Below are 25,758 nucleotides of genomic sequence, written 5' to 3'. Positions count from 1 at the left end.
CCAGCCTTCCTCTCGTAGTCCGCTGCTTTACTTATTTACACCTTTTCATACAGAAATGCAGCTACTTTTTTTAGCCCGTATTGTTCAGGTTTGTAGACAGACTCCGTAGCGCCTATAAAGAACAATCCCCCAGGCACTAACGAATCCGCGATGTTTTGGTATATCTTTTCTTTTACTTCATTCTTGAAATAGATTGTGACGTTTCTGCAGACAATGGCATGGTAGCCCTTTTCGTAGGAGTCCAGAATCAAATCATGTTTTTTGAAATGAACCGTTTTTTTGATGTCATCCGACAACACATACCGGTTGTTCTGCTCGGTAAAATAGAGTCTTTTTTCCATGGGAGGAACGTTCTGCACTTCCAATTTGGAGTACGTTCCAGCCTTAGCTTTTGACAAAATGGTTTCGTCTATATCTGTGGCGATTATTTTACTGTTCGCAGTCAGCTTGTTTTTTTTCAGAATCATAGCGATCGAATAAGCCTCCGCTCCCGTCGAACAGGCCGCACTCCATACTTTCAAGGCTTTGAATTTCGAGGAAAGTCTATTGATGAATACTTCTTCAAATTCCTCAAATATTTCCTTGTTGCGATAGAATTCCGTCACGTTGATTGTGATATAATCCAAAAAACTCTTTTTTATATTTTCATCGGTTTCAATCATTTTGGCAAATTGCTTCAAATCGGTTGCTCCGGATTTTTTCATGATGGTCTCAATCCGTCTTTGTAATTGCCCTTCTTTATATGCTATCAAATTCAAATGCAACGTTTTTTCTGACCAAGCATAAAACCAGTTAAAGTCCAACATTTATTTCCTCCCGCCTAATACTTGGTTTAGCGCATCTGTCAATTCTTCCAGATTGACTACTTCGTCGATCACCTTATTCTGGATGGCATTGCCGGGCATGCCAAAAACCAAGGAAGATTCTTTGTCCTGAGCGAATGTATATCCTCCATTAGTCTTTATTTTCTTTAGACCTTCCGTACCGTCTTTACCCATACCGGTAAGCACAACCCCAATCAGGCGGTTACCGTAACTTTCGGCTGCTGAGCTGAAAAGATGGTCCACAGCTGGCCTCACCCCATGAATTTTATCGGCTTGAGACAGTTGGATGCGGCGATTTTTCACCGTCATATGATAGTCTCCCGGGGCTACATAGGCTTTTCCACCCTCAACCGGCATGCCGTCGTAAGCCTCAATCACCTTTACTGGCGAAACCGCGTCCATACGTTGTGCAAATGATGCAGTGAACCCCTTTGGCATATGCTGCACTATAAAAATGGGCACATTGATCCCTTCCGGCAAGTTCTTCATCACTTGTAAAAGCGCCCTTGGTCCACCGGTTGATGCCCCTATTACTAAAGCCCGCACTGCATTTGGACGGGATTTAGCTGGAATCGATCCCTCATCATTGATCCGGGGAGCGGTCATCTCTTGGGTTCGATTGAAGAACTGCTTCATGACAAATTCAATTTGTTTTTTAAAAGACTCCCCTTGATTTCTTATGTCTGCGGGTTTTTCTATAAAATCAATCGCTCCAGCTTCCAACGCTTCAATCGTAATTTCTTTGCCGCTCAGGGAGCTCATCATCATCACGGGTATGTCGCAACTCGCTTTGATTACCTTCAATGTCTCCAGGCCATTCATACCAGGCATTTCGATGTCCAACGTGATCAGATCCGGATTGAACTGCTTAATTTTTTGAAAAGCTTCTTGGCTGTTCCTTGCTGTCGCGATAACATTCAGTCCATCGATTTCCGCTATTTTCTCTTTTAGTATCTGCCTCATGAATGCTGAGTCATCCACTAATAAGATATTTATTTCCATTACTGTTCCCCCCGTTGAAATTTATAGATCAAAAATTTCTCGATTCCCCATCCTAACTTTCACTTGAAGTGTGTGAAGATCGAAGAACATGGATCTCCCCATTGAACCTCCTGTATGATTTGCCAGAATAGGGATTCCTTGTTCTTTGAGAATAGTTTCAACAGCAGCTACATTGCGCAACCCGATATTCGCTTGAGGCGAATTCAAAGAGTTTTTGAACATGCTTGATCCACCAGCTATTTTCGCAACCAGCCTTCTTTTTGGTGTTTTTTTTGTAAGCTCCGAAATCATATGCGGAATGGCCAAATCGGCAAACTTTTCAATCTTTTTTTCCCCATTGAACATGCTGCTGTCGGGGAGCATAATATGGCTTAATCCACCTACACGGGTGGTTGGATCATAAATCGCTATGCCTACACATGATCCTAGTCCGATGGTAAACAAAGACTGTGGTGCTTCCCCAATTTTATAATCAGAAATCCCGACCTTGAGTTCTTTTTCCAAAGTACGTAATCAACCCCTTTTTCAACTTAACCCGTTATCCGTTTAATGCAACCAACTCTTCCCTGCCATCCGAATGGAATAAAGCATTGATGTCGATATGGATGATGATGTCAGTATCAGTCTTGAATAGGTGCTCAATATATTGGACTTTGTTTTCGACATTCCCGTTTACGGTCGGAAGTTCTTCATCGAATTCACTGACTGAAACGACGCTATCCACCGCAATTCCAAATCTCAGCTCATTGTCCGATACCACAATGATTTTGGATTTTTCTGTAATCTCCATATTGTTCTCAAAGAGCCGCTTGCTCAGATCGACGATAGGCATTGTGGTCTCAGCGTATTGGATAACACCACTGACGTATGGTGAAGCTTCCGGAATCAAGGTTGCCTTTCCTAAAGGCAATATTTTCTCAATGATTTCAATTGGAATGGCGAATTGCTGCTGACTGCAGATAAACACGATAAATTTTTTCATGATGTGACTCCCATCAATTTTTTGGTATATGATTCATACTATTTATGATTCTGGTATTCTTATCTTAATCGGCATACTTTTGAAATTATTTAGTCCTTCTGCATAATTACAGTTCTTCATACAATAGTCCCTTTGATTTTATTCGGAAAATGAATTTATGCTCAAAAAAAAACCCGCCAAAATCACTTTGGCGGGGAGAATCAGTTTTTATTACTGGAATTTAAAGTGGTTAACAATCGCATGCAGCATTTCTGCCAACCCGGAAATCTGTTCTGAATTGGTTGATACTTCTTCCATGGAACTGTTGATTTGCTGCGTAGCTGCGGAAGTCTCTTCGACACCAGCTGCAGATTCTTGAGAAATGGAAGCTATTTCCTCTATCGCCACACTCATACTTGTTGTATTTTCAGTCAAATTAGTCATTTTGTCGGAGACAAGTAAAATATTCTGGATCATATCATTTAATGAACTTTCCATTTCATTCAACATATCTGTTGTTCTTTGAATTTGTTCTGATCCGGCTTTTACCTCCGTATACCCTTGCTCCAAAGATACACTCACATCTCGCGACTCAGTCTGAATCTTACCGACAAATCCGGTAATGTCTTTTACAGAAACCGCAACTTGCTCAGACAATTTTCGGACTTCATCGGCAACTACAGCAAATCCTCTTCCGTGTTCGCCCGCTCGCGCTGCTTCTATCGCTGCATTAAGAGCAAGCAGATTGGTTTGGTCCGCAATATTTTGGATCAATCTCACCAGCGCCGTGATTTCTTGCGTTTGGAATTCCAAAGATTGCATTTTGCTGACCGCTTGCTTCATGATTGTTTCTATTTTATCCATTTGTTGACTTGATACATTCATTAACAGTTCACTCTCATTGGATTGGTCGATTACCTTACGGGAAGCATCCGCAATAATCAAAGAATTTTCGTTAACGGCTTTGAATTCTTCATTAAATGTTTCCATCACATTTGCAAGTGCGCTAGCATTGCTGGCTTGAGCCTCAGACCCCGTTGCCAATTCTTGCATGGTTAACGCAACCTGCTCAGATCCAATTTTCACTTCATTTGCAGATTGAGTCAATTCTTTACTATGACCTGCTAATTGTTCAGATGAATCCAGGATATTTACAACAATTGCAGTTAATTGTTCATGCATCGTATTAGTCGCAATCGCCAATTCAGCCAGCTCATCTCGGCCTGCTATTTCTATCGGTTCGACATTCAATCTGCCATCAGCGATTAATCCCATACGCTCCTTGATAAGCTTGATTTTACCGGAGATTTCATTTGAAAGTACGAATGCAATAACAACACTCATAATTACAGCAGCACCAGAAAGTACCACAGCAAGCCTCAGTGAATTTTGACCTCTAGCGATAATCTCATGGCCATTTTTATCGATCGTCTGAGCTTTTTGGTCAATCATGGTGCTTACAGATTCAATCTGCTCTCGAACGGCAGGATCCGCAATGTTCACCATAGTCAACACTGCTTCTGTATTGCCTGCTTGATAAGATGCAAGAACTTCTGATTCCATCAATTCTGCCCACTGATCGTTCGCTTCAAATAATGCAGTAACATTTTTTGAATTGTCTACAGCCAATATTTCTGCTTTGGCAACATCACTCTGTTCGCTAAATTGTGTAAACATGTCCTTGAAAGCCACATCGCCGGTCATCAAGTAGGCACGCGCCACTGCGATACGTTGAGAAATCAGAAATTTGAACTCTTCTCCGCTTTCTAAAACAATTATATCCTTTTCTATGATGTCCTTCGTGTTATCATTGATTTCTTTCGTCGTCACGTAACTGTTGATTCCTAAGATTGCTATCAAAGCAATGATAGTGAAGTACCCAGCCAACAATTTAATGCGGATACTTTTAAAATTCAATAATTTTGGCAGATTTATTTTCTTACTGTTGCTCATGATATTGCTGATAAAAGTTTCTCTTACTTCCAAATTTCCCACTCCCATTTCTATGATACTTCTATTTTCCCTTTTATGTAATCGGTATCTTTTTGATTATGTTTATATCTGGATGGATATTTTAATGTAAAAAAAAGATCCATACCCCGCTAACGAGTATGGACCTAAGTAAAAAATCTTAAATTGTTCAATCAGCTTCGTCGTTCAACATCGCTTCCCTGCGCTGGAATTGGTGTTCGCTGAGTGTTCTGAAGTGGTGCTGCAGTTCGGGATCGTCGGTCTTATCGGCCATCTCCAAAAGCAGGTGGCCGTTGATGTCGAAGTCGCAGAGCGTACCGAGTGCGGTCTGGACTTTCTTCATCTCTTTGATGGTTTCCTTGTCCTTCTCGCCCATAATCGGAGCGAGGTAGGTCGCGGCATACCGCAGTTTCTTGGCGTTGATGCGCAGGCTGTGGGTCTGTTCATGGTTGGAGAAGTCGACCTCTTCCCACTTACGCATCAGGCGTTTCTTCATTTTTTCCAGCTTTTTGATTGTCGCTTTTTTCTGCTGGTCATCATCCAGACTGATGGATTTCAGGAAGTGGGCTGTTGCGGCTTCCGCATCGAGGATGCGTTCGGTGAGGGCACCGCTTGTGATCAATTCATGAATGCTGGTCTGTTCGCCTTGGCGTTCTTCCATCAACCAAGTCATGACTTGACCATCCTCGGCAAGCATTTCCGGATACAACCCGCGGAGCTCACGGCACTCTTCCATCAGCACATCCAGCTCGCGTAGGTATCCGAACGTAGTTGCGATATCCCGCCAGTCTTCGCCCGCCTCCCGGTAGTATTTCTCCTCTCCGTTCGCTTTGTTGAAGTTCAATAGCGCCCGCAGTTGGCGAATTGCGACGCGCAGCGCATGCGCCGATTCCGGCTCGACGGGATCCTGTTGATAAGCGGCATAAGCATGCTGAACTCCGACTATTTGTTCGTTGATGATACCAGCGTACAACGTGCCTTCACCATCACACGGGTCGTATTTCGACGTCCCTTCGTGTTTATCCGCTGCATGCATTTTTTCAGCGGCATCTTCATATTTGCGTTTCGCCGATTCGCCTGGCGCCAGCAGCCACTCCAGATTGCCGATTGGCTCTGCGGTCATGTCGACCGTAAAGAAGGCGACTGCCCCTTTTTTGAACGGAATCGCGGCACCAATCAATTCTTTCGTCCAGTTGCTCATATAAGGTTCGTGCCCGACAAGCGCAAAATTGAAGCCATCGTCCTCCTGTTTCAATGCCTCCATAAAAGCGACAAAATCACCGGTCTCCAAAAATTCTTGCGGTTGGATCACTTCGACGGCCGTGGCTTCAGCCACCAATTCAGCAGTCTGACGCGCCCGGACCAATGGGCTTGTCCATATCTTCAGGTTTCCGCTCTCGGTAAGTAAGTGTGCGATGTCGGGCAGAAACGCAGTCAGTTCCTCCACTCCTGCTTCCGTCAGTTTTCTGTAGAAGTCATCCCCTTCAGGCGTGCGCTCTTCCGCGATTCCATGCCGAATCAGTATCAGTTGTCCTCCCATACTGCTCATCCTCCTTTATATTGCCCTCTTCTTTACGGCTAACAGATCACACTTTGTAACCGCTCTCTCATTGGATAGTATACCATTTTTCGCCAAATCATGTGAAAAAAATCCGCCTCTTTTTCAGAAAGAGGCGGATTAGCCGAGGCTTGTTGAATTATTTTGGGATGAATTTAGATCAGTTTCATCTTTTTCCATTTGCCGGACCGGAACCGCATCGCAATCAGGAACCAACGGATGATCTGATCCAACATAACGGCCAACCAGGCTCCGAGGATGCCAAGGCCGAGCACCTGAACGAAGAAGGTAGCGGCTGCGACGCGGATAATCAAAATTCCAAGGAAAGTTGAGATGAGGGGAAAAATCGTATCCCCGGCCCCACGCAATGAACCCGCGACGATCAGTTGATGCGACTGAAAAGGCTGCGTGATAGCAGCAACCCGGATGGCGATTGCGGCATTCCTGATGATCTCCGGATCACTGGAATAGAAGCTGACGATGTACTCGGCGCCAAAAAAGAAGGCCACTCCGAGAACCGCACCCCACAGGCTGCCGATTTTACCGGTCCGCGAGGCATATTTTTCGGCCAGATTTGCGTCACCGGCACCCAATGCCCTGCCGACCAAAGCAGACGCCGCAATACCGAAAGCTTGTCCGAGCGTGAATGACAGGGACAGGATATTCATGCCGATGTTGTGGGCGGCAAAGACGACGGTCCCCAAGCCCGACACGATCTGAATGAACAGAATCATCCCGGAGCGTAACGCCAGTTGTTCCAGTGCTGAAGGCAGTCCGATTATCGCCAAACTTTTCATCGTTTTCATCGAAAAGTGGAAAGGATGCGCGAAGGAAAAATTTAGCTTGCTCTTGCCGGAACGTAGGTAACGGATCAGCAGGAAATTCGCCACAAGATTGGCGATGACTGTCGAAATCGCCGCCCCCTCGATGCCAAAAGCCGGAATCCCGAAAAGTCCATAGATCAGCAAGGCATTTCCGACGACATTCAGGAAATTCGCGCGCAAATTCACGCCCATCGGAATCTGCGTTTCGCCTATTCCGCGCAAAGATCCGGAAATGCTGAAGTTGAAAGATTGTAACAGGTAACTGATGCAGATGATGCGGAAATAGAGCCGCCCGACTTCGACCGTATCGGGCTGCGCGCCCATAAAGGCCATAATCTGATCGGAATAAACAAAGGCGGCCAGGGCCAATGGGGCGGAAAGGATCATGCTGACAATCATGACATGCTTCATGACGTTTTCCATCCGGTCGTGTTTTCCGGCTCCAAAATAGCGGGCGATCAAGGCTGTGCCTCCGATGTTCAAAGCCTGTACTACGGCCAGCCCGAGGAATAAAGGTTGGTTCGTCACCCCGACCGCCGAAACGGCCGCCGCGGCATAGGCATGATCTGCGATGTTCCCCAGCATCATCATGTTGATCATCCCGAACAACGAACTCAGGACCAGTTCGATCAGAACAGGCCACGCGATGTTCATGATTTCCTTGTTGATCGGATTTTTCAACTGTTTTATGTCCTTTTGCTTCTCTTCCGCCATAATCAACCTCCTACGACTCGTTCGCTGATCAAGACATCGAACAATCGCTTGTCCACCAGCATTCTTCCTTTCAGTATAGCATATTTTTGTGCAACTATTCTGCAAATAAGTTTCTTTTCAATAAACCGGCATATATTACCTATGCCCTTTCATTCATACAGAAATCGTGCGCTCTTCCATAATATAATTACAATATGATTACGCGTTCCCACTGCCGGCTGCAGGAGAGAGCACATAATACCGTTGCAAAATTAATCCAGTCTTTTATCAATAATGGAACGCAATACCTTTTCCCGTAATTCAACCGTTTCGATTTTATTCTTTATTTCATATCCCCGCACCAGAGTCTCCGAAATGTACAATTGTGAAATTTTCCCGGCCAGCGATCCGCCATCAAAAAATTCTTCATTGGCAGTTTGCAGGACAATGTCACCTAATTCAGCAATCGGCGAGGATTTGAAATTGGTAATCGCAACGATAGGCGTATGGTTTTCTTTGGCTATTTTCAAAGAATCGTGGATATCCTTGGTACGACCGCTCAAAGAGAAACAGATCACGAGATCTTCCGGTCCCAGCAATGCCAAGGCATGAGCTTGAAAATGCGGATCAACGATATGGTTTGCATGCACCCCTACCCGGAGCAACATCTTTTCCAATGAAGCTGCCGACAAGCCACTCGATCCAACTCCAATGATGTATATCCGTTTTGCCTTGGTAATGGCTTCAATTGCTTGCAGGACCACTTCCGAATCGAGCAACTGCCGAGTCGATTCCAAAACTTTGATTTGGTTCTCCAAAATTCGGTCATAAAATTGATGGTCATTATCCCCTTCATATTGACTGGTGAATTCCTCTTTGGCGATGGCGATTTTCAAGTCAGAAAAACCATTAAACCCAATCTTTTGGGAGAAACGGATTAGAGTAGCATCCCCTACCTTCACCGCTTCGGTTACATCCTTCATTGTTTGATACACGGCTTGTTCTTTGTTCGCCAGCAAATAATCCGCAATCCTTTTCTCGGATTTCGTCAACGCATGGTATTTTTCTTGGATCAGGTGAGCAAGTCCCATAAAGTCAGTCCTTTTCATGTTTATGTCTCTCATTATACACGAACTTTTAAAAATGCAAATTACCTATTTACAAACATGAAAGCGTATGCTATATTTCATTTACGGAGATAAACTCCGTAATAAAATAAATAACGGAGGAAATATCCATGAAGAAGGAAGATTTCATCAACAAAGTCCGTGGCGGCATCATTGTTTCTTGTCAAGCGCAGCCAGGGGAACCTTTATACACAGAAGAAGGCGGCATCATGGTTTTGATGGCTCTTGCAGCTGAACAAGCTGGTGCAGTCGGGATTCGCGCTGAATCGGTGAGGGATATTCAACAGATTAAGGAAAGAGTTGATTTACCGATCATCGGGATCATCAAACGTGATTACCCCCCTCAATCACCATTTATTACGGCTACCATGAAGGAAATCGATGAATTGGTTGAAACGGGTGTTGAAGTCATTGCATTAGATTGCACTTTGCGGGAACGCTATGATGGCAAAACAATCAATGCCTTCATCAAAGAAATCAAGGAAAAATATCCCGATCAATTGTTCATGGCGGATATTGCCACCTTTGAGGAAGGCCTCAATGCTTTCCAGGAAGGAATCGATTTTGTCGGCACAACGCTAAGCGGTTACACTGAGGCAAGCATCAAACAGGATGGTCCGGATATCGCCTTGATAAAAAAATTGGTAGAAGCAGGTGTGGATGTCATCGCTGAAGGTAAAATCCATACGCCTGAACAAGCCAAACTAATCCAGCAAATGGGTGTTGTAGGAATCGTCGTAGGAGGTGCAATCACACGGCCAAAAGAAATAGCGAAACGTTTCATTGACAACTTAAAATAAGGAGTGAAAAACATGTTTAAAAAATTCTCTCAAATTGGAAGAGCTATGATGCTCCCAATCGCCATTTTACCTGCTGCCGGCCTTTTACTTGGTTTTGGTGGCGCATTGACCAATCCAAGTACATTGGCTGCTTATCCTTTCCTTGACATTGGCTGGTTGCAAGTGATCCTGAGCATCATGAGTTTTGCCGGAAATGCCGTCTTTGCCAATTTGGCTCTCATCTTCACCATCGGGGTCGCTGTCGGTCTCGCGAACGGAGATAAAGGGACTGCTGGTTTGGCCGGCGGTGTGGGTTACGTTGTTTTCGTCGCAACCATCAGTGGTTTTCTGCAATTATTTTCCGCAGAAGGTGCTTCTATCGACACTGGGGTTGTTGGTTCAATAGCTGTCGGAAGTACCGTTGCCTTCCTGCATAATCGTTATCGTAAAATCGAATTGCCGCAGTTTTTGGGTTTCTTCGGAGGCTCGCGTTTTATTCCGATTGTGGCATCATTTGCAGCTATCATTCTTGGGGCATTCTTTTACCTGATTTGGCCACCGATCCAAGGCGCACTGACATCCGCCGGTACAGCCATCGCAGCTATGGGCAGTTTTGGAACCTTCTTGTACGGGTTTTTGCTTCGTTTGACAGGCGCGGTCGGTTTGCACCATACGATATATCCGCTGTTTTGGTATAGCTCTTTGGGTGGAACCGAAGTTGTAGCGGGTGAAACCATTGCTGGTGCCCAAAACATCTTCTTCGCACAATTGGCTGATCCAAATCATACTGGCCTTTTCACTTACGGAACTCGTTTCTTCGCAGGTCGTTTCGCTACAATGATGTTCGGTTTGCCGGCTGCTTCTTTAGCAATGTACCACTCCATTCCGAAGCAGAACCGCCAAAAAAATGCCGGTCTGTATTTCAGTAGTGCTCTTACTTCATTCTTGACCGGTATTACTGAACCACTTGAATATATGTTCTTGTTCGTCGCACCTTGGTTGTATGTGGTTCATGCTTTTCTTGATGGTGTTTCCTTCTTCGTTGCTGACTTGTTGAGCATCCGTATCGGAAATACATTCTCAGGTGGGTTGATCGACTTCTTGCTGTTTGGTCCGTTGCAAGGTAACGCCAAAACAAACTGGATATGGGTGATCCCGATTGGAATCGTTTGGGCATTGATTTATTACTTCGTATTCCGCTTCTTCATTACGAAATTCAAAGTGATGGTGCCTGGTATGGATGAGTCAGAATCTGACGCAAGCGTTCCGATCACGACCTCCGGCAAGGCTTCTACTTTGAATGATGAAGCGCAAATCATCATTCAAGCATTGGGAAATGAAGCGAACATCGAATCCGTCACTGCTTGTGCAACCCGTCTGCGTGTTTCCGTGAAAGACGGTTCGATCGTTGATAAAAATTCCATCAAGGATCTCGGAGCAACTGCTGTTTTCGAAGTTCAAGGTGGCATCCAAGCTGTATTCGGTGGCAAGGCAGACTTGCTGTCACAAGAGATTAATCAGATTTTGGGAACTGAAGACTGAATCAAATAAATACTTAGTGAACAAGAAAGGGCTGTGTCAAAACCAGAATAGGATTTTCTGGTTTGATACAGCCCTTTCTAATATGAAATTGAATTAACGCCCAGTGATCACCCATCAAAGCCATTTTGGCGGGGAAAACCTGTCACCGAACATCAAAAAATAGGCAGTCTCATTGCGAGACAGCCTATTTTGATGTTCGGTCTTTAATCAGGCTTTGATGCCTTCTTTGCGTCGTTTAGCGAATTCTGCAGTCGCCGTGAAGAGAACATCTGTCGATGAGTTGAGGGCTGTTTCGAATGAATCCTGCAGGACTCCGATGATGAAACCGACACCGACTATTTGCATGGCCACATCGTTGGGGATGCCGAACAGACTTGCTGCCAATGGGATAAGCAACAGCGAGCCACCAGCAACACCCGATGCCCCGCAAGCACTGACCGCTGCAAGGATGCTAAGGATGAAGGCTGTCCCGAAATCCACAGGGATACCCAGCGTATTGACCGCTGCCAAGGTAAGGACGGAAATCGTAACTGCCGCGCCGGCCATATTAATGGTCGCGCCAAGCGGAATGGATACGGAGTAAGTGTCTCTGTCCAGTCCCAAGTCATCACACAGTGTCATGTTCACGGGAATGTTCGCAGCAGAGCTTCTTGTGAAGAAAGCTGTGATACCACTTTCCCTCAAGCATCTGAAAACGAGTGGGAACGGATTGGAACGGATATAGATGTAGACGATGAGTGGGTTGATGATCAACGCCACGAACAGCATACAGCCGATCAGGACCGCAAGTAGTTTCCCGTAGCCCAGCAGAACACCGATTCCGCTTGTCGCGATGACATCGAAGACAAGCCCCATGATTCCCAAAGGAGCGAAGGCAATAACGATTCTGACCATTTCCGTCAGTGCATCAGAAACATTTGACAGCATCAGTTTGGTTGAAGCTGCGGCATTCTTCAAAGTAAACCCGAGCATAAGAGCCCATGACAAGATGCCGATATAATTGGCATTGTAGAGCGCTTTGACTGGATTGTCCACGACGTTCAGAAGCAGTGCCTTCAGGACTTCCACTACACCACCTGGCGCTGTGACGTCCTCAGCTCCGGCCCCTAATGTCAAAGTCACCGGGAAGATGAAGCTTGCGACCACTGCTACGAGTGCCGCCGAGAAGGTTCCTAAAAGGTAGAGCACTATGACAGATTTCATGTTCGTCTGTTGGCCTTTTTTGTGCTGCGAAATCGCGGATGCAACCAAGAAAAAGACAAGCATCGGCGCAATTGCCTTCAAAGCACCGACAAACAGCGCTCCAAAAATGGTAATCGGCTGCGCGGCGTCCGGCATCGTTACACCAAGGATGATACCTATAATCAGACCGATGATGATACGTTTGACAAGGCTCAGCTTGTACCAGTGATTTAATAGTTTATACAATTCAAATTCCTCCTGATGTATGTAAAAAATTACAATAAAATGAGTACGCAGAGTTCCATATTACCATAATTTAATCCCTCGCGGAAGAAAACCGTTCAGTTTCCGGTTTAGCACAATACATCAGCAGGCCCCCTTTCAAAAACTGTTTCTGCCTTTTTGGGCAGTTTTTTTAAATTCCTCTTTTCTGATCGTCCGAAAAGCGTTATAATGTCATTTATGGAGAATTACTCAAGTCCGGCTGAAGAGGACGCACTCGAAATGCGTTAGGTGTCGAAAGGCGCGCGGGGGTTCGAATCCCCCATTCTCCTTAACAACTTTTAATTATTGTCCGACAAAAGGCTGGCACTCCCGAAACGGGGGGCTGGCCTTTTGTTTTGTCGAAATAAACTTGTTTCCCTCTATTATGTTATGCAGGTTTCGGTGTTTTCGCCATTCCAGTCGAAGATCCGCCGTTACGTCCCTACGAAGCTATGCACCTTGGCGACATTAATGAAGATATCAGCTCCCATTTGGCAATGGCGGGTAATACCATCATCGCCAAAATAGAAATAGTTGCTATTTGAAAGTAATATACCCGCGGTTAGGATTGAAATTGATACACCGCAAAATGCTGTTGTAGCAAGTTTAGTAATAGTCATTTGATACTGCATGAATTATACAGGTGAGGTATAGCCTATTAATACAATTACGGTAGTAGTCGTTTATAGTCCTATAAGACTATAAACGGTGGGGGTCATGATATCCATGGAATAATATAATTACATTCGAAAGTAAAACGTTGTTTTCTGTTTCCTTGTATTTTTCGCGGAAACTACATGCTCTCCGAATCACCTTAAATGAATGGAGTGGAATGATGAAAAAAAAAATAAGTCAAAAAAATCGGGCAAAGCAAAGTAGGATTGGTATGCTGATTGGCATCCCGGTAATTCTTTTCGTATCCGGCATCACATTGCTTTCCTTGGCTTTTTTTGATAATGTCTCCTACGCTTTTCACCTGTCTCGGATGTTTTTCCCGCAGGAAGTCGCCATTGCGCAGACGAATCTGAAAAATAGCAGCACGGTTGTGGAGGAGACCTCCGCAACGACCCCACTCTCTTTTCCGAAATATGGGGATGAATACGGGACGCTGAGCGTGGATACGGCAGGCATCGTCTCGCCTGTTTTCGTCGGCGACGGTGCAACCCAATTATTAGATGGTGCCGGCCAATATTATGGTTCCGTTTTTCCGGGGGATATCGGGAACACAGTCATCACTGGGCACACAAATTCGGTCTTCAAGACGCTGGATGAAGCGCAGATCGGCGATGAAATCCGCCTGGAGCTGACCTACGGTACCTACATATATGAAATCAGCAACATCGAAATCAAGAGCAATAACGACGAAAGTATTCTGGCGCCCTCCGAAGAGAAAATTTTGACTTTGTACACTTATTATCCTTTTGACTACATCGGTAACACTCCTGACAGATATGTTGTGACCGCAAAATTGGTCGAGGGCAAGCCACTGTCGGAAATCAATTTTCAAGGAGCATCGTGATGCGAAACATAAAAAAATCGGCAGAGTGATCCTCAGCTTTCTCCTGATGTTTGTAGTGGCTGTCTTGATCGGAGTCATCTTCATGAAGCAAGTCCTAATGAACGCAAGCGACCTCAATCAGCAGCGGGAAGACAGCTCCTACTACACTCAAATGGAACAATAATGATTTATCATCGGCTGACAGATGAATTGAAAGGAGGTGAAAAATATATGAAAAAAGTCATCGTATCTCTTTTGTTTGCATTCGTGTTGTTCTTCGGAGCGCTATCGAATGTTTCTGCTGCAACTGAAAATGATATCATCTCAACTTTGAAAGCAAGTAGCTTACCATCCAATTATGTGCAGCAAGCAAAAAATTATTTGATGTCCAATGATGTGACTGTTGAAGAAGCGGATCAAATCATCGCCCACATCAATAATGCGCAATCTGTCGTGAACGCACGCGGAGCGAAAAGCATGAATCAGCTTACTAAAGTTGATAAACAAGCCATATTGGCTGAGCTTACTGCAACTGCTGCTGTATTGGATATTACTGTTTCTGTGACTTCAAAAGAAGTCGTTTTCAGTGATGCAGACGGCACTATTATCGCTACTTTTCCGACAAAGGGAAATGGTGTAAAATAGACTTAAGTAAAACAATCTATACTTGGCAGGCGGAATCCCCTTGCCAGTATCTGCAGCTGGAGCAGCTGTTGTTGCTAAAAAACATTTCAATTTGCAGTGTAGACTTAAGCGCACTTTGCTGAGTTTGCATAAACGATTGTAAAACACCCTTGGATAGACGGAGGACCCACCCTGAGCCTCCACTTTGCAGGGGTGTTTTTTTGCGATATGGTCCAGTCGGTGGGCACGGCTCCGCTCTGATTTCGGTGCGCTCTTTTTTGTGCTTCCATCCCCAATAGGACGCTGGGTGGATGCTTCACGATCGGATATTCTCTTTTGAAACAATCTATTATCCACATCTTGCTTCCTAATGATGGATTTTCATGGACATCAGCAGTTTTTTGTTTTACACTTGAAAGTATTATTAAGAAAAAATTAAAGGTTAACATTTTTATGTTGCCTGCAATATATTGGCTAAACCATTTTTTTACGAAAATAGACCGGACTGGCCTGCCTATTTCCGCGGAAATGGGAGGCTGCATCAACTAAAATGAATGGAGTGGAATGATGGGGAAAAAATCAAGTCAAAAAAATCGGGCAAAGAGGCGGAGTCTCGGTGCGCTGATCGGCATCCCGGTAATGCTTTTCGTATCCGGCATCACGCTGCTTTCCTTGGCTTTTTTTGATAATATCTCTTATGCCTTTTACTTGTCGCGGATGTTCTTTCCGCAAGAAGTTGCGATCGCGCAGACGAACCTGAACGACAGTAGCACGGTTGTAGAGGATGCCACGGTGGCAACCCAAGTATCCTTCCCGAAGTACGGGGATGAATTCGGGACGCTGAGCGTGGATGCGGCAAGCATCATCTCACCTGTTTTCGTCGGTGACGACGCCACGCAATTATTGTATGGTGCCGGCCAATATTATGGTTCCGTATTTCCAGGAGATATCGGCAACACTGTCATTGCCGGGCACACCAATTCCGTCTTCAAGACTTTGGGGGATGCTCAGATCGGCGACGATATCCGACTCGAGCTGACCTATGGAACCTATGTGTATGAAATCAGCAACATCGAAATCAAGAGCGGGACCGACCAAAGCATCCTGGCACCTTCCGAAGAGCAGATTTTGACGCTGTACACTTGTTATCCTTTCGACTACATCGGAAACACACCTGACAGATATGTCGTGACCGCAAAATTGGTCGAAGGCAAGCCACTGTCAGAAATCAATTTTTAAGGAGCATTGTAATGCGAAACATAAAAAAAATCGGCAGGGCGATCCTCAGCTTTCTCCTGATGTTTGTAGTGGTCGCCTTGATCGGAGTCATCTTCATGAAGCAAGTCCTATTGAGCGCAAGCGACCTCAATCAACAGTTGGACGACAGTCCTTACTACACACTAGTTGAGGAAAGCCTGGCCGCTAAATTTAAGACATTGAGCTTGGAAACGTCCATACCAGAGGAAGTCTTCGTGGAAGCCGCGAAGGACCAATATGGCCTGCAGCAACTTGCCCGCACGAACAATGAACAAGCGCTCAACTATCTGATTGATTCTGATGCAACTTACGCAGCAGCGACCGATCGCAGCATGTTCGAGGAACCCGTGACAGCTTACGTTCAGGTTTACGCCGCAGAGCACAACCAACCGTTCGATGAAGGCCTGCAAGCGCAGACTGCTGCGATCATCGATGAAGCCACCGCCATTGTCGGTAGCCACACTATGCTGTTCAATCTTGACAACGTCATTGCTTTCCCACAGTTCCAAACCGTCAGGAAAATAATGCAAACCGTTCTTGCTTATTTCTATCTCGTACCACTGGCATTCTTTTTGATCGCTGCGGCACTCGTCGGCTTGAACTGGAAACTGCCTCACCGCTCCCTGATTTGGATCGGCAGTGGCTTAGTTTCCGGCTCCGCCTTCGTCATCATCCCAGCAATCGTGGCTTTGGGTCTTAAGATTCCGCAGCGCATCACTGTTTCTGCCGATTACATTAATACCGCCCTGCGCACGTTGGCTATGCATTACACTACCTTCATGTTGGGCGCCGGTGCACTGGTCTTCCTTTTGGGAATAGCATGCCTAGTCGGCTACAGTCTGATCAGCAAGGCCAAACGAGCGGCCTACCGCCGGGAACGCGACTACGCGGCTGAAATGCAACAATACTGATTCATTATCGGCTGATATATACATTGAGAGGAGGTGAAAAATATATGAAAAAAGTCATCGTATCTCTTTTGTTTGCATTCGTGTTGTTCTTCGGAGCACAACCGAATGTTGCTGCTGCAACTGAAAATGATATCATCTCAACTTTGGAAGCAAGTAGCTTGCCATCCAATTATGTGCAGCAAGCAAAAAATTATTTGATGTCCAATGATGTGACTGCTGAAGAAGCGGATCAAATCATCGCCCACATCAATAATGCACAAGCTGTCGTGAATGCCGGCGGAGCGAAAAGCGTGAATCAGCTTACTCAAGCTGAGGGACAAGCCATCTTGGCTGAGCTTACTGCAGCTGCTGCAATTTTGGAAATGACTGTAACCATGAATTCAAAAGAAATCATCATTTATGGTGCAGACGGCACTGTTGTCGCTACTTTCCCGACAAAGGGAAATGATGTCAAACAGACTGGATCAAACAATCTCTACTTGGCAGGCGGAATCTCCCTGTTGGTAGCTGCAGTTGGAACAGCTGTTGTTGCTAAAAAAAGATTTCAATTTGCAATGGAAGCATAAGCGCACGTCGCTGAGTTTGCATAACAGATTGTAAAACACCCCCGCTTAGACGAAGGCTCCATTATGGGCCTCCGCTAGGCAGGGGTGTTTTTTTTCTTGGTAATTTCCAAGCCGGGATCGCAGCTCCGCTCAGTCAGAACAGCCCCCCGGAAAAATCCCGGTAAGCTGCCTTCACTTCCGCATAGAGATCTGGGTAGGCTTGGCTCAATGAGGACAGGATCCCGATCGCAAGCTGGGAACTGTGGATCGTCTGAATTTTATGGACGCGGATATAGGAGACGTCCGCATTCAGGCTCAGTTTGGGGTAGCGGTCCTTTTCGACTTTGATGTCGTGGATGGGATCGATGTTTTGGCTCGTCGACACTTTCGAAATCGGAAAGGCTGTGAAGTCGCACGGCAACGTATCATATTCCGCACCGATGATCAAAAACGGGCGCGATTTGAAGGCAATTTTGTCTGTCTCAAGGTCATGGTAGGCAAATCGGGTCTTCACGATGGCCCCAATATAGGCTTGCGTTTCGTTCATGGTTCCAGCACCCCCCTTCGAATTCCTCCAATTCATCCAGATAAACATCGAACAACGTGTCATAGATCCTCACTTTTTTCGCATCCTCGCGGATATCCGCAAGTTCCAGCAGTTTGGGTTCGGTCACTTCTTCCGCGACACTGGGTCTGCTATTGCGCCAGGATGTTTCGCGGCGCGCCAAATCCGACAAATACCAGCCTTCGTACTGACCGTAGGCAAAGACTACGCGGTCCAGGATGAACTGTTCGCGCTCCGTCAACTTCTTCATCTCCAGTGGTTCGAAGGGATCGTAGCCTTCCTCAAAGAAGAAATGCAGTTCCGGCAGCACAGGACCCTCTTCCCAGCCTTCAAAGCTTCCCTCGAACAACGGCACTCCGACTACCGCCAGACATTCCCGCTGCGCGAAATACAGCATCGTCTGCAGCCTCAGCTCATTGTCGCCGAACCTGGCTCCTGTATGGTTTTCGTAAGAGTAGACCAGGTAACTCGCCAACTGACTCACCTTCGGCATAGCGTTCTCCCCTTTTCTTTACTCATTTTGCAAAATATTCTTCCCAGACGTCCGCCAAAAAGGCGCCCGCATCGGTCTGGACGGCCAACTGGAAGGTCAGCGACTGCGGCACAGGCGTTCGGTTCAGCAAGACGGCGTAATGGCCTTTGAAATAGTGGACGATGCTCGCAGCCGGATATACGGCCAACGAGGTGCCTATGACGACCAGCATGTCTGCCGCGCCGATTGCTGCGGCCGCGCGCTCCATTGCCTCCTCGTCGAGCATTTCGCCGTAGAGGACGATATCGGAACGCACCATCCTGCCTTGGGAATCGCGCTGGATGCCTTGCGCGTCCATGTTGATTGCGGTGGCATCGGCGGGTTCGTCCGTGTCGAACGTCCGCCATCTCGTGCCGTTCCCGTGGAGCTCGATGATTGTGCTGCTGCCGGCGGACTGGTGCAGATTGTCGATGTTCTGGGTGACGACGGTGACTTCTTTGCCTGTCTTTTCGAGGCCCGCAAAGAAGCGGTGCCCGGCGTTCGGGAGCGCCTGTGAAAAATCGAAATGCTCCGCATAATTGCGGAAGAAAAGCGCGGGATACGCCTCCAGGAAACCTATGCTGAGCGTCTCCTCACCGCTGAAATGGCGGCCGCTCAACCTGTCGAAAAGCCCGCCCGCCGAGCGGAAATCCGGGATCCCACTCTCCGTGCTGATGCCCGCACCAGTGAAGGCAACGATGCGCTGCGATTTACGGATCATATCCGCGAAGCGTTCTTTATCTTTCATGTTCGGACTCCTTTCTTTTGTTGTTCTTTCTACTTTCATTATAGCTTTCGCGAGGGTTGACTGGGTACTATTTCGCATTATAGGCCGAATCGGATTTGTTGTGGTCATCGGATACAAACAACGGATTGTCCTCTCGGCTGTTCGCGACCCACTTTTCCCGAAACAGCCAACGCCAATGCTCTGTCTTGACTGTTAAGCATTAGTCCCATTCGGAACAGTCGACACCCGCGCCCTGTCTCGGCTATTCAGCATTCATCTCCTTCGTGAAACACGACACCCCGTTTCCGACGCACTCCACACACGTCTTATTGGCCGATATATTATTACAAACACATCCCCTTCCATCCAAACAACGTTTTCATCCGTTTACATCAGCCAACTCCTTGACTGTTCCCCTTGATTTATTCGGCGAACAGAATTAACATATATAGTATGAGACATGAACCGACAGCACAACATCTAGTGTTTTCGCCATATATAAAGGAGTGAGTATTGTGGATGCAACAAAGACCACATTTAAAGCAGGATTTGAAAAATTGAACAAGGATATCGAGCGGTTCCCGCATGTGTTTCCAATCACGGAAGATATGCACGTGACTTATGAGGGCGTGTCCCGCCTCGTTATGTTGGATCGCTACTCCTACAAGGATTCCACCAAGGAGACTCTGTCCGAAGGCGACCTCGTGATTCTGACGGTCAAGGAGGACCCAAAATATCCGGCCCGCGGAACAGGAACCGTCCTTTCCGTAAACCACAAAGAACAGACTGTGCGCATCAAAGTTTCTGAGGAATACCAGCACAATATCGACGATTTCGAAGTCGAAGAAGGCGGCATCGTGACGCGCCGGATCCTGACGTTGGACAAACCACTGGAGCTTTTCTACGAACAGATTGCGATGCGCAACGCTCATGGTCTAGCCGAGGTTGAAATCACGCCGGAACTGCGCCATGAAGCGTTTCTGAAATTCTACGAAGAACAGAAAGCCTTGAACTTCATCCCGGCCGGGCGCGTGCTTTACGGCGCCGGCTCCGGTACCGATGTGACCTATTTCAACTGTTACGTCATGCCTTTCGTGCCCGACTCGCGCGGCGGCATTTCCGATCACCGCAAAAAAGTCATGGAAATCATGAGCCGTGGTGGCGGCGTCGGTTCGAACGGATCGACGCTGCGTCCGCGCCACACAATAGTGAAAGGAGTCAACGGGCGCTCTTCCGGCTCCGTTTCCTGGATGGACGACATCGCTAAATTGACGCATCTGGTCGAACAAGGTGGATCCCGTCGCGGCGCCCAGATGATCATGCTGGCCGACTGGCATCCGGATATCTTCGAATTCATCATTTCCAAGATGCAGAATCCGCGCATCCTCCGCTACATCATCGAAAATTTCGAGGATGAACAAATCCGCATGTTGGCAAAGGAAAAGCTGCATTTCACGCCTTTTTCTTCCAAAGACATCAACATGTATACCGGCATTGTCAACTACAAGCACATCCCGGGGCATGGCGGTTTTGACGCATCAGTCATACATGAAGCCGAGAAAAAACTGCGCGATGGCGGCACTTACACCGTCAACAATCCTGAGTTCCTGACTGGCGCCAACATTTCCGTCTGCATTACCGACGACTTCATGGACGCAGTGATGAGGGGTGAAGAATACGCGCTTCGTTTTCCGGATGTCGAACATTACGATGCGGATGCGATGGCTCACTACGATGCAGAATGGACAAACTGCGGCGATGTCCGCGATTGGGAAGCTTCCGGAAACGCCGTCCGCACCTACCGGACCGTCAAAGCGCGTGAATTGTGGCGCCTGATCAACGTCTGCGCCACTTATGCCGCCGAACCAGGCATCTTCTTCATCGATAACGCAAACAAAATGACAAATGCGGTAGCATACGGTCAAAAAGTAGTCGCCACCAATCCTTGCGGCGAGCAACCCTTGGCAGCCTATTCCGTCTGCAACTTGGCGGCAGTCAACTTGGCCGAAATGGTGAACAAGGACCTGCAGATGGTCGATTTTGCCAAATTGGAACAGACTGTCCGCACCGGTATCCATATGCAGGACAACGTCATCGACTCCACCCCTTACTTTCTGGAGGAGAACAAAAAACAAGCGCTTGGCGAACGACGGATTGGCCTGGGGATCATGGGCTTGGCCGACATGCTGATCTATTGCGGTGTCCGCTACGGTTCACTGGAAAGCCTGCAGCTGATCGATCAAGTATTCGAAACGATCGCCGTGGCGGCCTACGAGGAAAGCATCGAGTTGGCGAAGACGCGCGGCAGCTTCCCGTTCCTGGTCGGGCAGACCGGAAAAGAGACTCAAATCCTGCGCGAGCGTTTCATTAACACTGGCTATATGAAAAAAATGCCGGAGCATGTCCGTGAAGGCGTCCTGAAATACGGCATCCGCAACTCGCACTTGTTGACGGTGGCGCCTACCGGTTCGACGGGCACGATGGCCGGCGTTTCCACCGGTTTGGAGCCCTACTTCTCGTTCACGTATTACCGCAGCGGCCGTCTCGGCAAATTCATCGAAGTGAAGGCGGATATCGTCCAAGAATATCTGGATCGTCATCCGGATGCTGATCCGAACCAGTTGCCTGATTATTTTGCGACTGCCATGACGCTTGCTCCTGAAGAACACGTCGATGTGCAGACGACAATCCAGCGCTGGGTGGACAGTTCCATTTCAAAAACGGTGAACACGCCGAAAGGCTATACCGTCGATCAAGTCGAAAAAATCTATGAACGCCTCTACCTGGGCGGAGCCAAGGGTGGTACGGTCTACGTCGACGGCAGCCGCGATTCGCAGGTGCTGACGCTGAAAGCCGAAGAAAACGTTTGGGATGATGAAGCCAAGCTCGAAGAAGAGAAAGAACACGTAAAAGTCAACAAGGACAAGACTTTCCTAGTTGATTCGATAGCAAACCTCACGTCTACCGATGTCACAATCGGCAACGAAATCGGTGATACCTGCCCAATCTGCCGACAAGGTACGGTAGAAGATCTGGGCGGCTGCAATACCTGCACCAACTGCGGTGCACAGCTGAAATGCGGTCTCTGATCATATAAAACAAAAAAACGAGCGCGGCCATCCGATTTGGATGAGCCGCGTTCGTTTTTTTGTATCCAGTTGATTACTCTCCGTCCAAAGGTTCCGGCTTGCCAGCTTCAAGCAAGACCCGGTCGCGGATGGCAAAGAAGGCCACGACCATCAGGAACACGCCCGATACGGCCATCAGGATTTCGATCGCCATCCGGTCCGCCAGCGGTCCGAAGATCAGCATCCCCAGCGGCATCATCGAACTTGCGACCATGCTTTGGACGCCGAAGACGCGGCCAAGGAAATCTTCCTCGACCTTTTCCTGCAGCAGCGTCATGCTTGGAGCGTTCAGGAGCGGGATGACGAGACCGACGAGACCCATCAGGAAGAGGTAAATCCAGAAATTCGGGATGACACCCATCCCGAAAGTGCATAAGCCCATCGCTCCGATCGCAAAAGCGATGGAATGGATTCGATTCTTGAAGCCGCCCCACGACGCGATCCAGAGTCCGCCGCCGATCATCCCGATGGAAAAGGCGATTTCGATCGCTGTCAAACGCCAAACATCTTCACCGAATGAACGCGCGACCTGCAGCGGGGAAAGAAACGATACCGGAGCGGCCATCAGGAAAGCCAAGGAAAAATACAGGAACAGCCTTTTGATGAAGGCGTGATTTTGGATATAGCTGAAGCCAAGCTTCATGTCCTCCAGATAATTGCTGACCTGTTCTTTGCTGGCTTTTTCATGTGTAGGGACTTTCAAAAAGAACACCATGATGGCGATCGCCATAGCCGCTGTCACGATATCGATCATGAAAATGCCCTCCATCGGCGCAAATTGGTAAAGCGCGCCGCTGATCATCGGCGAAATCAACATGACGACGGCCTGGACGCTGCCGTTTAGTCCGTTGATTCGGGTCAATTCCTTTTCCGGAACAATCTGCGGCAGGATGGCGCCGACCGCCGGCATCTGAATGCCCGCACCGACTGCGCGGATTGCCGATGTAGCCAACAGGATCCAGATCGAACGCTGCCCCGCCAGGAACAGTAGGACTAGCACCAATGTTGAGAGCGCGGTGATGCCGTCGGAAAGGACGATCAGGCGCTTCCGGTTATAGCGGTCGGCCCATACCCCGGCGAACGGCGATATGAAGAAAGTCGGCAGAAATCCGAAGATGGTCGATAAGGTCATGATGACGCCGGATTGCGTTTCCAAGGTCAGATACCAGAATATCGCGTATTGGACAAGCGATGAGCCGAACAGGGAAATCGTCTGGCTGCCCAAAAAGAGCGCGGTTTGACGCTGCCACTTTTCATATTTCATTTTCTTGATCACACAGTTTGCACTTCCTTGCTGGAGAGGCGGTTATCGTCCCCAAAATGACTGCGTTCAGAATCAAACGACTGAACGTATGTTTCCATTCATGTTATACTATTCTTAACAAAAAGTAAAAGGATTGAAACGGATGAGCAGAGAAGAAATCAACCAAAAATTGGCGCTGCTGCCCGATTTGCCCGGCTGCTACATCATGCGGGACAAGGATGACGAAATCATCTACATCGGCAAGGCCAAAAATTTGAAGAACCGCGTGAAATCCTACTTCCACAGCAAGCACGAAGGCAAGACGCAGCTGTTGGTCGCGGACATCGACCGGTTCGAAACGATCGTCACCAAAACGAACAAAGAATCGCTGCTGCTGGAGATCAACCTGATCAAGCGTTACCAGCCGAAATACAACATCAAACTGAAGCAAGGGACGATGTATCCTTATCTCAAGGTCACGAATGAAAAGGATCCCCAGCTCATCATCACCTCGACGGTCGAGGATGATGGTGGCCTCTACTTCGGCCCCTATCCGCACGTCTACGCGGCGACGGAGACGCAGGAGTTCATCCAGAAGATCTACCCGCTGCGCAAGTGCGCTAAAAATTCCAAACGTGCCTGCCTCTATTACCATATGGGCCAATGCATCGGCTGCTGCGACCATGAAGTTTCGAAAGAAGAATACGATGCCCAGATCAAACGCATTGCCGCTTTCCTGAACGGCGAGGTCAAGGAGATCAAGAAAGATCTGCGGGAAAAAATGCACCGCGCTGCCGACATCCTGAACTTCGAACAGGCTGCCGATTACCGCGACCAGATCAGCTACATCGAGGCGACCGTGGAAAAACAGACAGTCATGTCGCGCGACTACACGAACCGCGATGTCTTCGCGTTCCATATGGACAAAGGCTGGCTGTCGATTCAAGTCTTCCTGTTGCGCCAATCGTCGATCATCAAACGCGAAGCCGCCCTTTTCCCCTGCTATGACACGCCTGAGGAAGAGTTGGCTTCCTTCATTATGCAATTCTATCAGGATCCCAATCACATCCTGCCGCAGGAAGTCCTCGTACCGAAAGGCGTCGACACGGAATTGCTGCAGGAAGCACTGGGAACGAAAGTGCACACCCCTGTCCGCGGCAGCAAGCGCAGCATCCTAGAACTGGCAATCACAAACAGCGAGTTGGCATTGACGGAGAAGTTCATGATGATCGAGCGTGACACCCACAAGACGGTCGGCGCCATCCAAGAACTTTCCGAGGCGCTCGGTATCGAATATCTAGAGATTATTGAGTCGTTCGACCATTCGAACATCCAAGGAACAAATCCGGTCTCGGCGATGGTCGTTTACAAGGACGGCAAGCCTGAACGAAAAAACTACCGAAAATACAAAGTCAAAACGGTCGAAGGCAGCAATGAATTCGCGACGACACAGGAAGTTATCCGCCGCCGCTACAGCCGTTTGTTGCGCGAAGGACGCCCCATGCCCGATTTGATCCTGATGGACGGTGGCAAAGTCCAGGTACATGCCGCCAAGGAAGTGCTGGAGGACGAGCTTGGACTGGACATACCGGTGGCTGGCATGGTCAAGGACACGAAACACAAGACGTCCTCTCTCATCTTCGGTGAGAATGATGAAATCGTTGAGCTCAGTCCAAACAGTCAGGCTTTCCATCTGGTGCAACGGATCCAGGAAGAGGTCCACCGCTTCGCGATCACCTTCCATCGCCAAGTGCGCGCCAAGAACAGCATTTCTTCGCAATTGGACGAGATCGAAGGCGTCGGACCGAAAACCCGCACGAAGATTCTGAAGCATTTCAAGACGATGAAGAACATTCGCGAAGCCAGTCACGAAGACCTCAAAGCATTGGGCATCCCCGAGAAGACCGCGCTGCTCATTAAGAAGGAACTCGGCGAATTGAACGATTGAGCCTTTATTTTACAGCGGCACCGCTCATCTTGGACAGCCATTGCGCTGAAATTTTTAAAACTGGCGAAACGTGC

Annotated in this window: 22 protein-coding genes and 1 tRNA gene; 10 read left to right on the top strand and 13 right to left on the bottom strand. The window is 47.6% G+C overall.

The window, feature by feature from the left end:
- Positions 1-35: 35 nt before the first annotated feature.
- From BLV66_RS08770 to BLV66_RS08735, 8 genes are all read right to left on the bottom strand, one after another.
- Positions 36-806 (bottom strand): CheR family methyltransferase, encoded by a 771-nt coding sequence (locus BLV66_RS08770; RefSeq protein WP_086628548.1) that lies wholly within the window; start codon positions 804-806, stop codon positions 36-38.
- Complete coding sequence (locus BLV66_RS08765; RefSeq protein WP_086985732.1) at positions 807-1,826, bottom strand: protein-glutamate methylesterase/protein-glutamine glutaminase; 1,020 nt, start codon at positions 1,824-1,826, stop codon at positions 807-809. It lies immediately after the preceding gene.
- Positions 1,827-1,847: 21 nt separating this feature from the next.
- Entirely contained in the window at positions 1,848-2,330 is a 483-nt protein-coding gene (locus tag BLV66_RS08760; protein WP_086985731.1) for a chemotaxis protein CheD, read from the bottom strand.
- A gap of 34 nt (positions 2,331-2,364) precedes the next feature.
- Complete coding sequence (locus tag BLV66_RS08755) at positions 2,365-2,808, bottom strand: chemotaxis protein CheW (protein ID WP_086985730.1); 444 nt, start codon at positions 2,806-2,808, stop codon at positions 2,365-2,367.
- A gap of 210 nt (positions 2,809-3,018) precedes the next feature.
- Positions 3,019-4,773, bottom strand: coding sequence for a methyl-accepting chemotaxis protein (locus BLV66_RS08750; protein ID WP_176974192.1), 1,755 nt, complete (start codon positions 4,771-4,773; stop codon positions 3,019-3,021).
- Positions 4,774-4,927: 154 nt separating this feature from the next.
- The gene (locus tag BLV66_RS08745; RefSeq protein WP_176974191.1) at positions 4,928-6,298 is read right to left on the bottom strand and encodes a CHAD domain-containing protein; all 1,371 of its coding nucleotides are present in this window, start codon (positions 6,296-6,298) and stop codon (positions 4,928-4,930) included.
- Between the two features lie 173 nt (positions 6,299-6,471).
- Positions 6,472-7,854, bottom strand: a complete 1,383-nt coding sequence (locus BLV66_RS08740) for an MATE family efflux transporter (RefSeq protein ID WP_086985727.1) — start codon at positions 7,852-7,854, stop codon at positions 6,472-6,474.
- Positions 7,855-8,105: 251 nt separating this feature from the next.
- Positions 8,106-8,924, bottom strand: coding sequence for a MurR/RpiR family transcriptional regulator (locus tag BLV66_RS08735; RefSeq protein ID WP_086985726.1), 819 nt, complete (start codon positions 8,922-8,924; stop codon positions 8,106-8,108).
- A gap of 146 nt (positions 8,925-9,070) precedes the next feature.
- Between BLV66_RS08735 and BLV66_RS08730 the strand changes: the two genes are divergently transcribed.
- A complete protein-coding gene (locus BLV66_RS08730) occupies positions 9,071-9,760 on the top strand; it encodes an N-acetylmannosamine-6-phosphate 2-epimerase (protein ID WP_086985725.1) in 690 nt (229 codons plus the stop codon).
- 12 nt (positions 9,761-9,772) lie between these two features.
- The gene (locus tag BLV66_RS08725; protein WP_086985724.1) at positions 9,773-11,281 is read left to right on the top strand and encodes a PTS transporter subunit EIIC; all 1,509 of its coding nucleotides are present in this window, start codon (positions 9,773-9,775) and stop codon (positions 11,279-11,281) included.
- 207 nt (positions 11,282-11,488) lie between these two features.
- Here the strand turns inward: BLV66_RS08725 and sstT are convergent, their stop codons facing one another.
- Positions 11,489-12,709: a serine/threonine transporter SstT gene (sstT, locus tag BLV66_RS08720; RefSeq protein ID WP_086985723.1), complete on the bottom strand. Its 1,221-nt coding sequence runs from the start codon at positions 12,707-12,709 to the stop codon at positions 11,489-11,491.
- Between the two features lie 218 nt (positions 12,710-12,927).
- Here sstT and BLV66_RS08715 point away from each other — a divergent pair.
- From BLV66_RS08715 to BLV66_RS08685, 6 genes are all read left to right on the top strand, one after another.
- Positions 12,928-13,017, top strand: a tRNA-Ser gene (locus tag BLV66_RS08715).
- Between the two features lie 596 nt (positions 13,018-13,613).
- Positions 13,614-14,246 carry a class D sortase gene (locus tag BLV66_RS08710; RefSeq protein ID WP_176974190.1) on the top strand — a complete coding sequence of 211 codons (633 nt, stop codon included), beginning with the start codon at positions 13,614-13,616 and terminating at the stop codon, positions 14,244-14,246.
- 210 nt (positions 14,247-14,456) lie between these two features.
- On the top strand, positions 14,457-14,870 hold the full coding sequence (locus BLV66_RS08705) for a hypothetical protein (protein WP_143033117.1): 414 nt from the start codon (positions 14,457-14,459) through the stop codon (positions 14,868-14,870).
- A 546-nt stretch (positions 14,871-15,416) separates the two neighbouring features.
- On the top strand, positions 15,417-16,088 hold the full coding sequence (gene srtD, locus BLV66_RS08695; protein WP_176974189.1) for a class D sortase, LPxTATN-specific: 672 nt from the start codon (positions 15,417-15,419) through the stop codon (positions 16,086-16,088).
- A gap of 11 nt (positions 16,089-16,099) precedes the next feature.
- Entirely contained in the window at positions 16,100-17,017 is a 918-nt protein-coding gene (locus BLV66_RS08690) for a hypothetical protein (protein WP_086985718.1), read from the top strand.
- 44 nt (positions 17,018-17,061) lie between these two features.
- Positions 17,062-17,583, top strand: coding sequence for a hypothetical protein (locus tag BLV66_RS08685; protein ID WP_086985717.1), 522 nt, complete (start codon positions 17,062-17,064; stop codon positions 17,581-17,583).
- Between the two features lie 133 nt (positions 17,584-17,716).
- On the opposite strand, the gene BLV66_RS08680 is transcribed toward BLV66_RS08685, so the two are convergent.
- From BLV66_RS08680 to BLV66_RS08670, 3 genes are read right to left on the bottom strand one after another with little or no spacing between them, the layout of a single operon-like run.
- Entirely contained in the window at positions 17,717-18,109 is a 393-nt protein-coding gene (locus BLV66_RS08680; protein ID WP_086985716.1) for a hypothetical protein, read from the bottom strand.
- A complete protein-coding gene (locus tag BLV66_RS08675; protein ID WP_093114556.1) occupies positions 18,051-18,620 on the bottom strand; it encodes a Panacea domain-containing protein in 570 nt (189 codons plus the stop codon). The genes BLV66_RS08680 and BLV66_RS08675 overlap by 59 nt, the downstream gene beginning before the upstream one ends.
- Positions 18,621-18,642: 22 nt before the next feature.
- The gene (locus tag BLV66_RS08670) at positions 18,643-19,386 is read right to left on the bottom strand and encodes an NAD-dependent protein deacylase (protein WP_176974188.1); all 744 of its coding nucleotides are present in this window, start codon (positions 19,384-19,386) and stop codon (positions 18,643-18,645) included.
- A 491-nt stretch (positions 19,387-19,877) separates the two neighbouring features.
- On the opposite strand from BLV66_RS08670, the gene BLV66_RS08665 reads away from it, so the two are divergent.
- Positions 19,878-22,454 carry a vitamin B12-dependent ribonucleotide reductase gene (locus BLV66_RS08665; protein ID WP_086986037.1) on the top strand — a complete coding sequence of 859 codons (2,577 nt, stop codon included), beginning with the start codon at positions 19,878-19,880 and terminating at the stop codon, positions 22,452-22,454.
- 73 nt (positions 22,455-22,527) lie between these two features.
- On the opposite strand, the gene BLV66_RS08660 is transcribed toward BLV66_RS08665, so the two are convergent.
- The gene (locus tag BLV66_RS08660; protein WP_245826659.1) at positions 22,528-23,769 is read right to left on the bottom strand and encodes an MFS transporter; all 1,242 of its coding nucleotides are present in this window, start codon (positions 23,767-23,769) and stop codon (positions 22,528-22,530) included.
- Positions 23,770-23,899: 130 nt separating this feature from the next.
- Between BLV66_RS08660 and uvrC the strand changes: the two genes are divergently transcribed.
- Positions 23,900-25,684 (top strand): excinuclease ABC subunit UvrC, encoded by a 1,785-nt coding sequence (uvrC, locus tag BLV66_RS08655; protein ID WP_086985713.1) that lies wholly within the window; start codon positions 23,900-23,902, stop codon positions 25,682-25,684.
- Positions 25,685-25,758 lie beyond the last annotated feature (74 nt).

The sequence above is a fragment of the Trichococcus collinsii genome, from assembly GCF_900107505.1.
GTDB classification, from domain to species: Bacteria; Bacillota; Bacilli; order Lactobacillales; family Aerococcaceae; genus Trichococcus; species Trichococcus collinsii.
The sequence above is the reverse complement of the archived record's forward strand: the minus strand, read 5'-3'. Positions and strand labels throughout refer to the sequence as shown.

What these genes read in the sequence shown, in the direction of transcription:
- BLV66_RS08740 (WP_086985727.1), bottom strand. Translation starts at nt 7,854, where the DNA reads ATGGCGGAAGAGAAGCAAAAGGACATAAAACAGTTGAAAAATCCGATC.
- BLV66_RS08680 (WP_086985716.1), bottom strand. Translation starts at nt 18,109, where the DNA reads ATGAACGAAACGCAAGCCTATATTGGGGCCATCGTGAAGACCCGATTT.
- BLV66_RS08705 (WP_143033117.1), top strand. Translation starts at nt 14,457, where the DNA reads ATGAAAAAAGTCATCGTATCTCTTTTGTTTGCATTCGTGTTGTTCTTC.
- BLV66_RS08725 (WP_086985724.1), top strand. Translation starts at nt 9,773, where the DNA reads ATGTTTAAAAAATTCTCTCAAATTGGAAGAGCTATGATGCTCCCAATC.
- BLV66_RS08735 (WP_086985726.1), bottom strand. Translation starts at nt 8,924, where the DNA reads ATGGGACTTGCTCACCTGATCCAAGAAAAATACCATGCGTTGACGAAA.
- BLV66_RS08710 (WP_176974190.1), top strand. Translation starts at nt 13,614, where the DNA reads ATGCTGATTGGCATCCCGGTAATTCTTTTCGTATCCGGCATCACATTG.
- BLV66_RS08690 (WP_086985718.1), top strand. Translation starts at nt 16,100, where the DNA reads ATGCGAAACATAAAAAAAATCGGCAGGGCGATCCTCAGCTTTCTCCTG.
- BLV66_RS08770 (WP_086628548.1), bottom strand. Translation starts at nt 806, where the DNA reads ATGTTGGACTTTAACTGGTTTTATGCTTGGTCAGAAAAAACGTTGCAT.
- BLV66_RS08745 (WP_176974191.1), bottom strand. Translation starts at nt 6,298, where the DNA reads ATGGGAGGACAACTGATACTGATTCGGCATGGAATCGCGGAAGAGCGC.
- BLV66_RS08765 (WP_086985732.1), bottom strand. Translation starts at nt 1,826, where the DNA reads ATGGAAATAAATATCTTATTAGTGGATGACTCAGCATTCATGAGGCAG.
- BLV66_RS08755 (WP_086985730.1), bottom strand. Translation starts at nt 2,808, where the DNA reads ATGAAAAAATTTATCGTGTTTATCTGCAGTCAGCAGCAATTCGCCATT.
- srtD (WP_176974189.1), top strand. Translation starts at nt 15,417, where the DNA reads ATGGGGAAAAAATCAAGTCAAAAAAATCGGGCAAAGAGGCGGAGTCTC.
- BLV66_RS08685 (WP_086985717.1), top strand. Translation starts at nt 17,062, where the DNA reads ATGAAAAAAGTCATCGTATCTCTTTTGTTTGCATTCGTGTTGTTCTTC.
- BLV66_RS08675 (WP_093114556.1), bottom strand. Translation starts at nt 18,620, where the DNA reads ATGCCGAAGGTGAGTCAGTTGGCGAGTTACCTGGTCTACTCTTACGAA.
- uvrC (WP_086985713.1), top strand. Translation starts at nt 23,900, where the DNA reads ATGAGCAGAGAAGAAATCAACCAAAAATTGGCGCTGCTGCCCGATTTG.
- BLV66_RS08730 (WP_086985725.1), top strand. Translation starts at nt 9,071, where the DNA reads ATGAAGAAGGAAGATTTCATCAACAAAGTCCGTGGCGGCATCATTGTT.
- BLV66_RS08670 (WP_176974188.1), bottom strand. Translation starts at nt 19,386, where the DNA reads ATGAAAGATAAAGAACGCTTCGCGGATATGATCCGTAAATCGCAGCGC.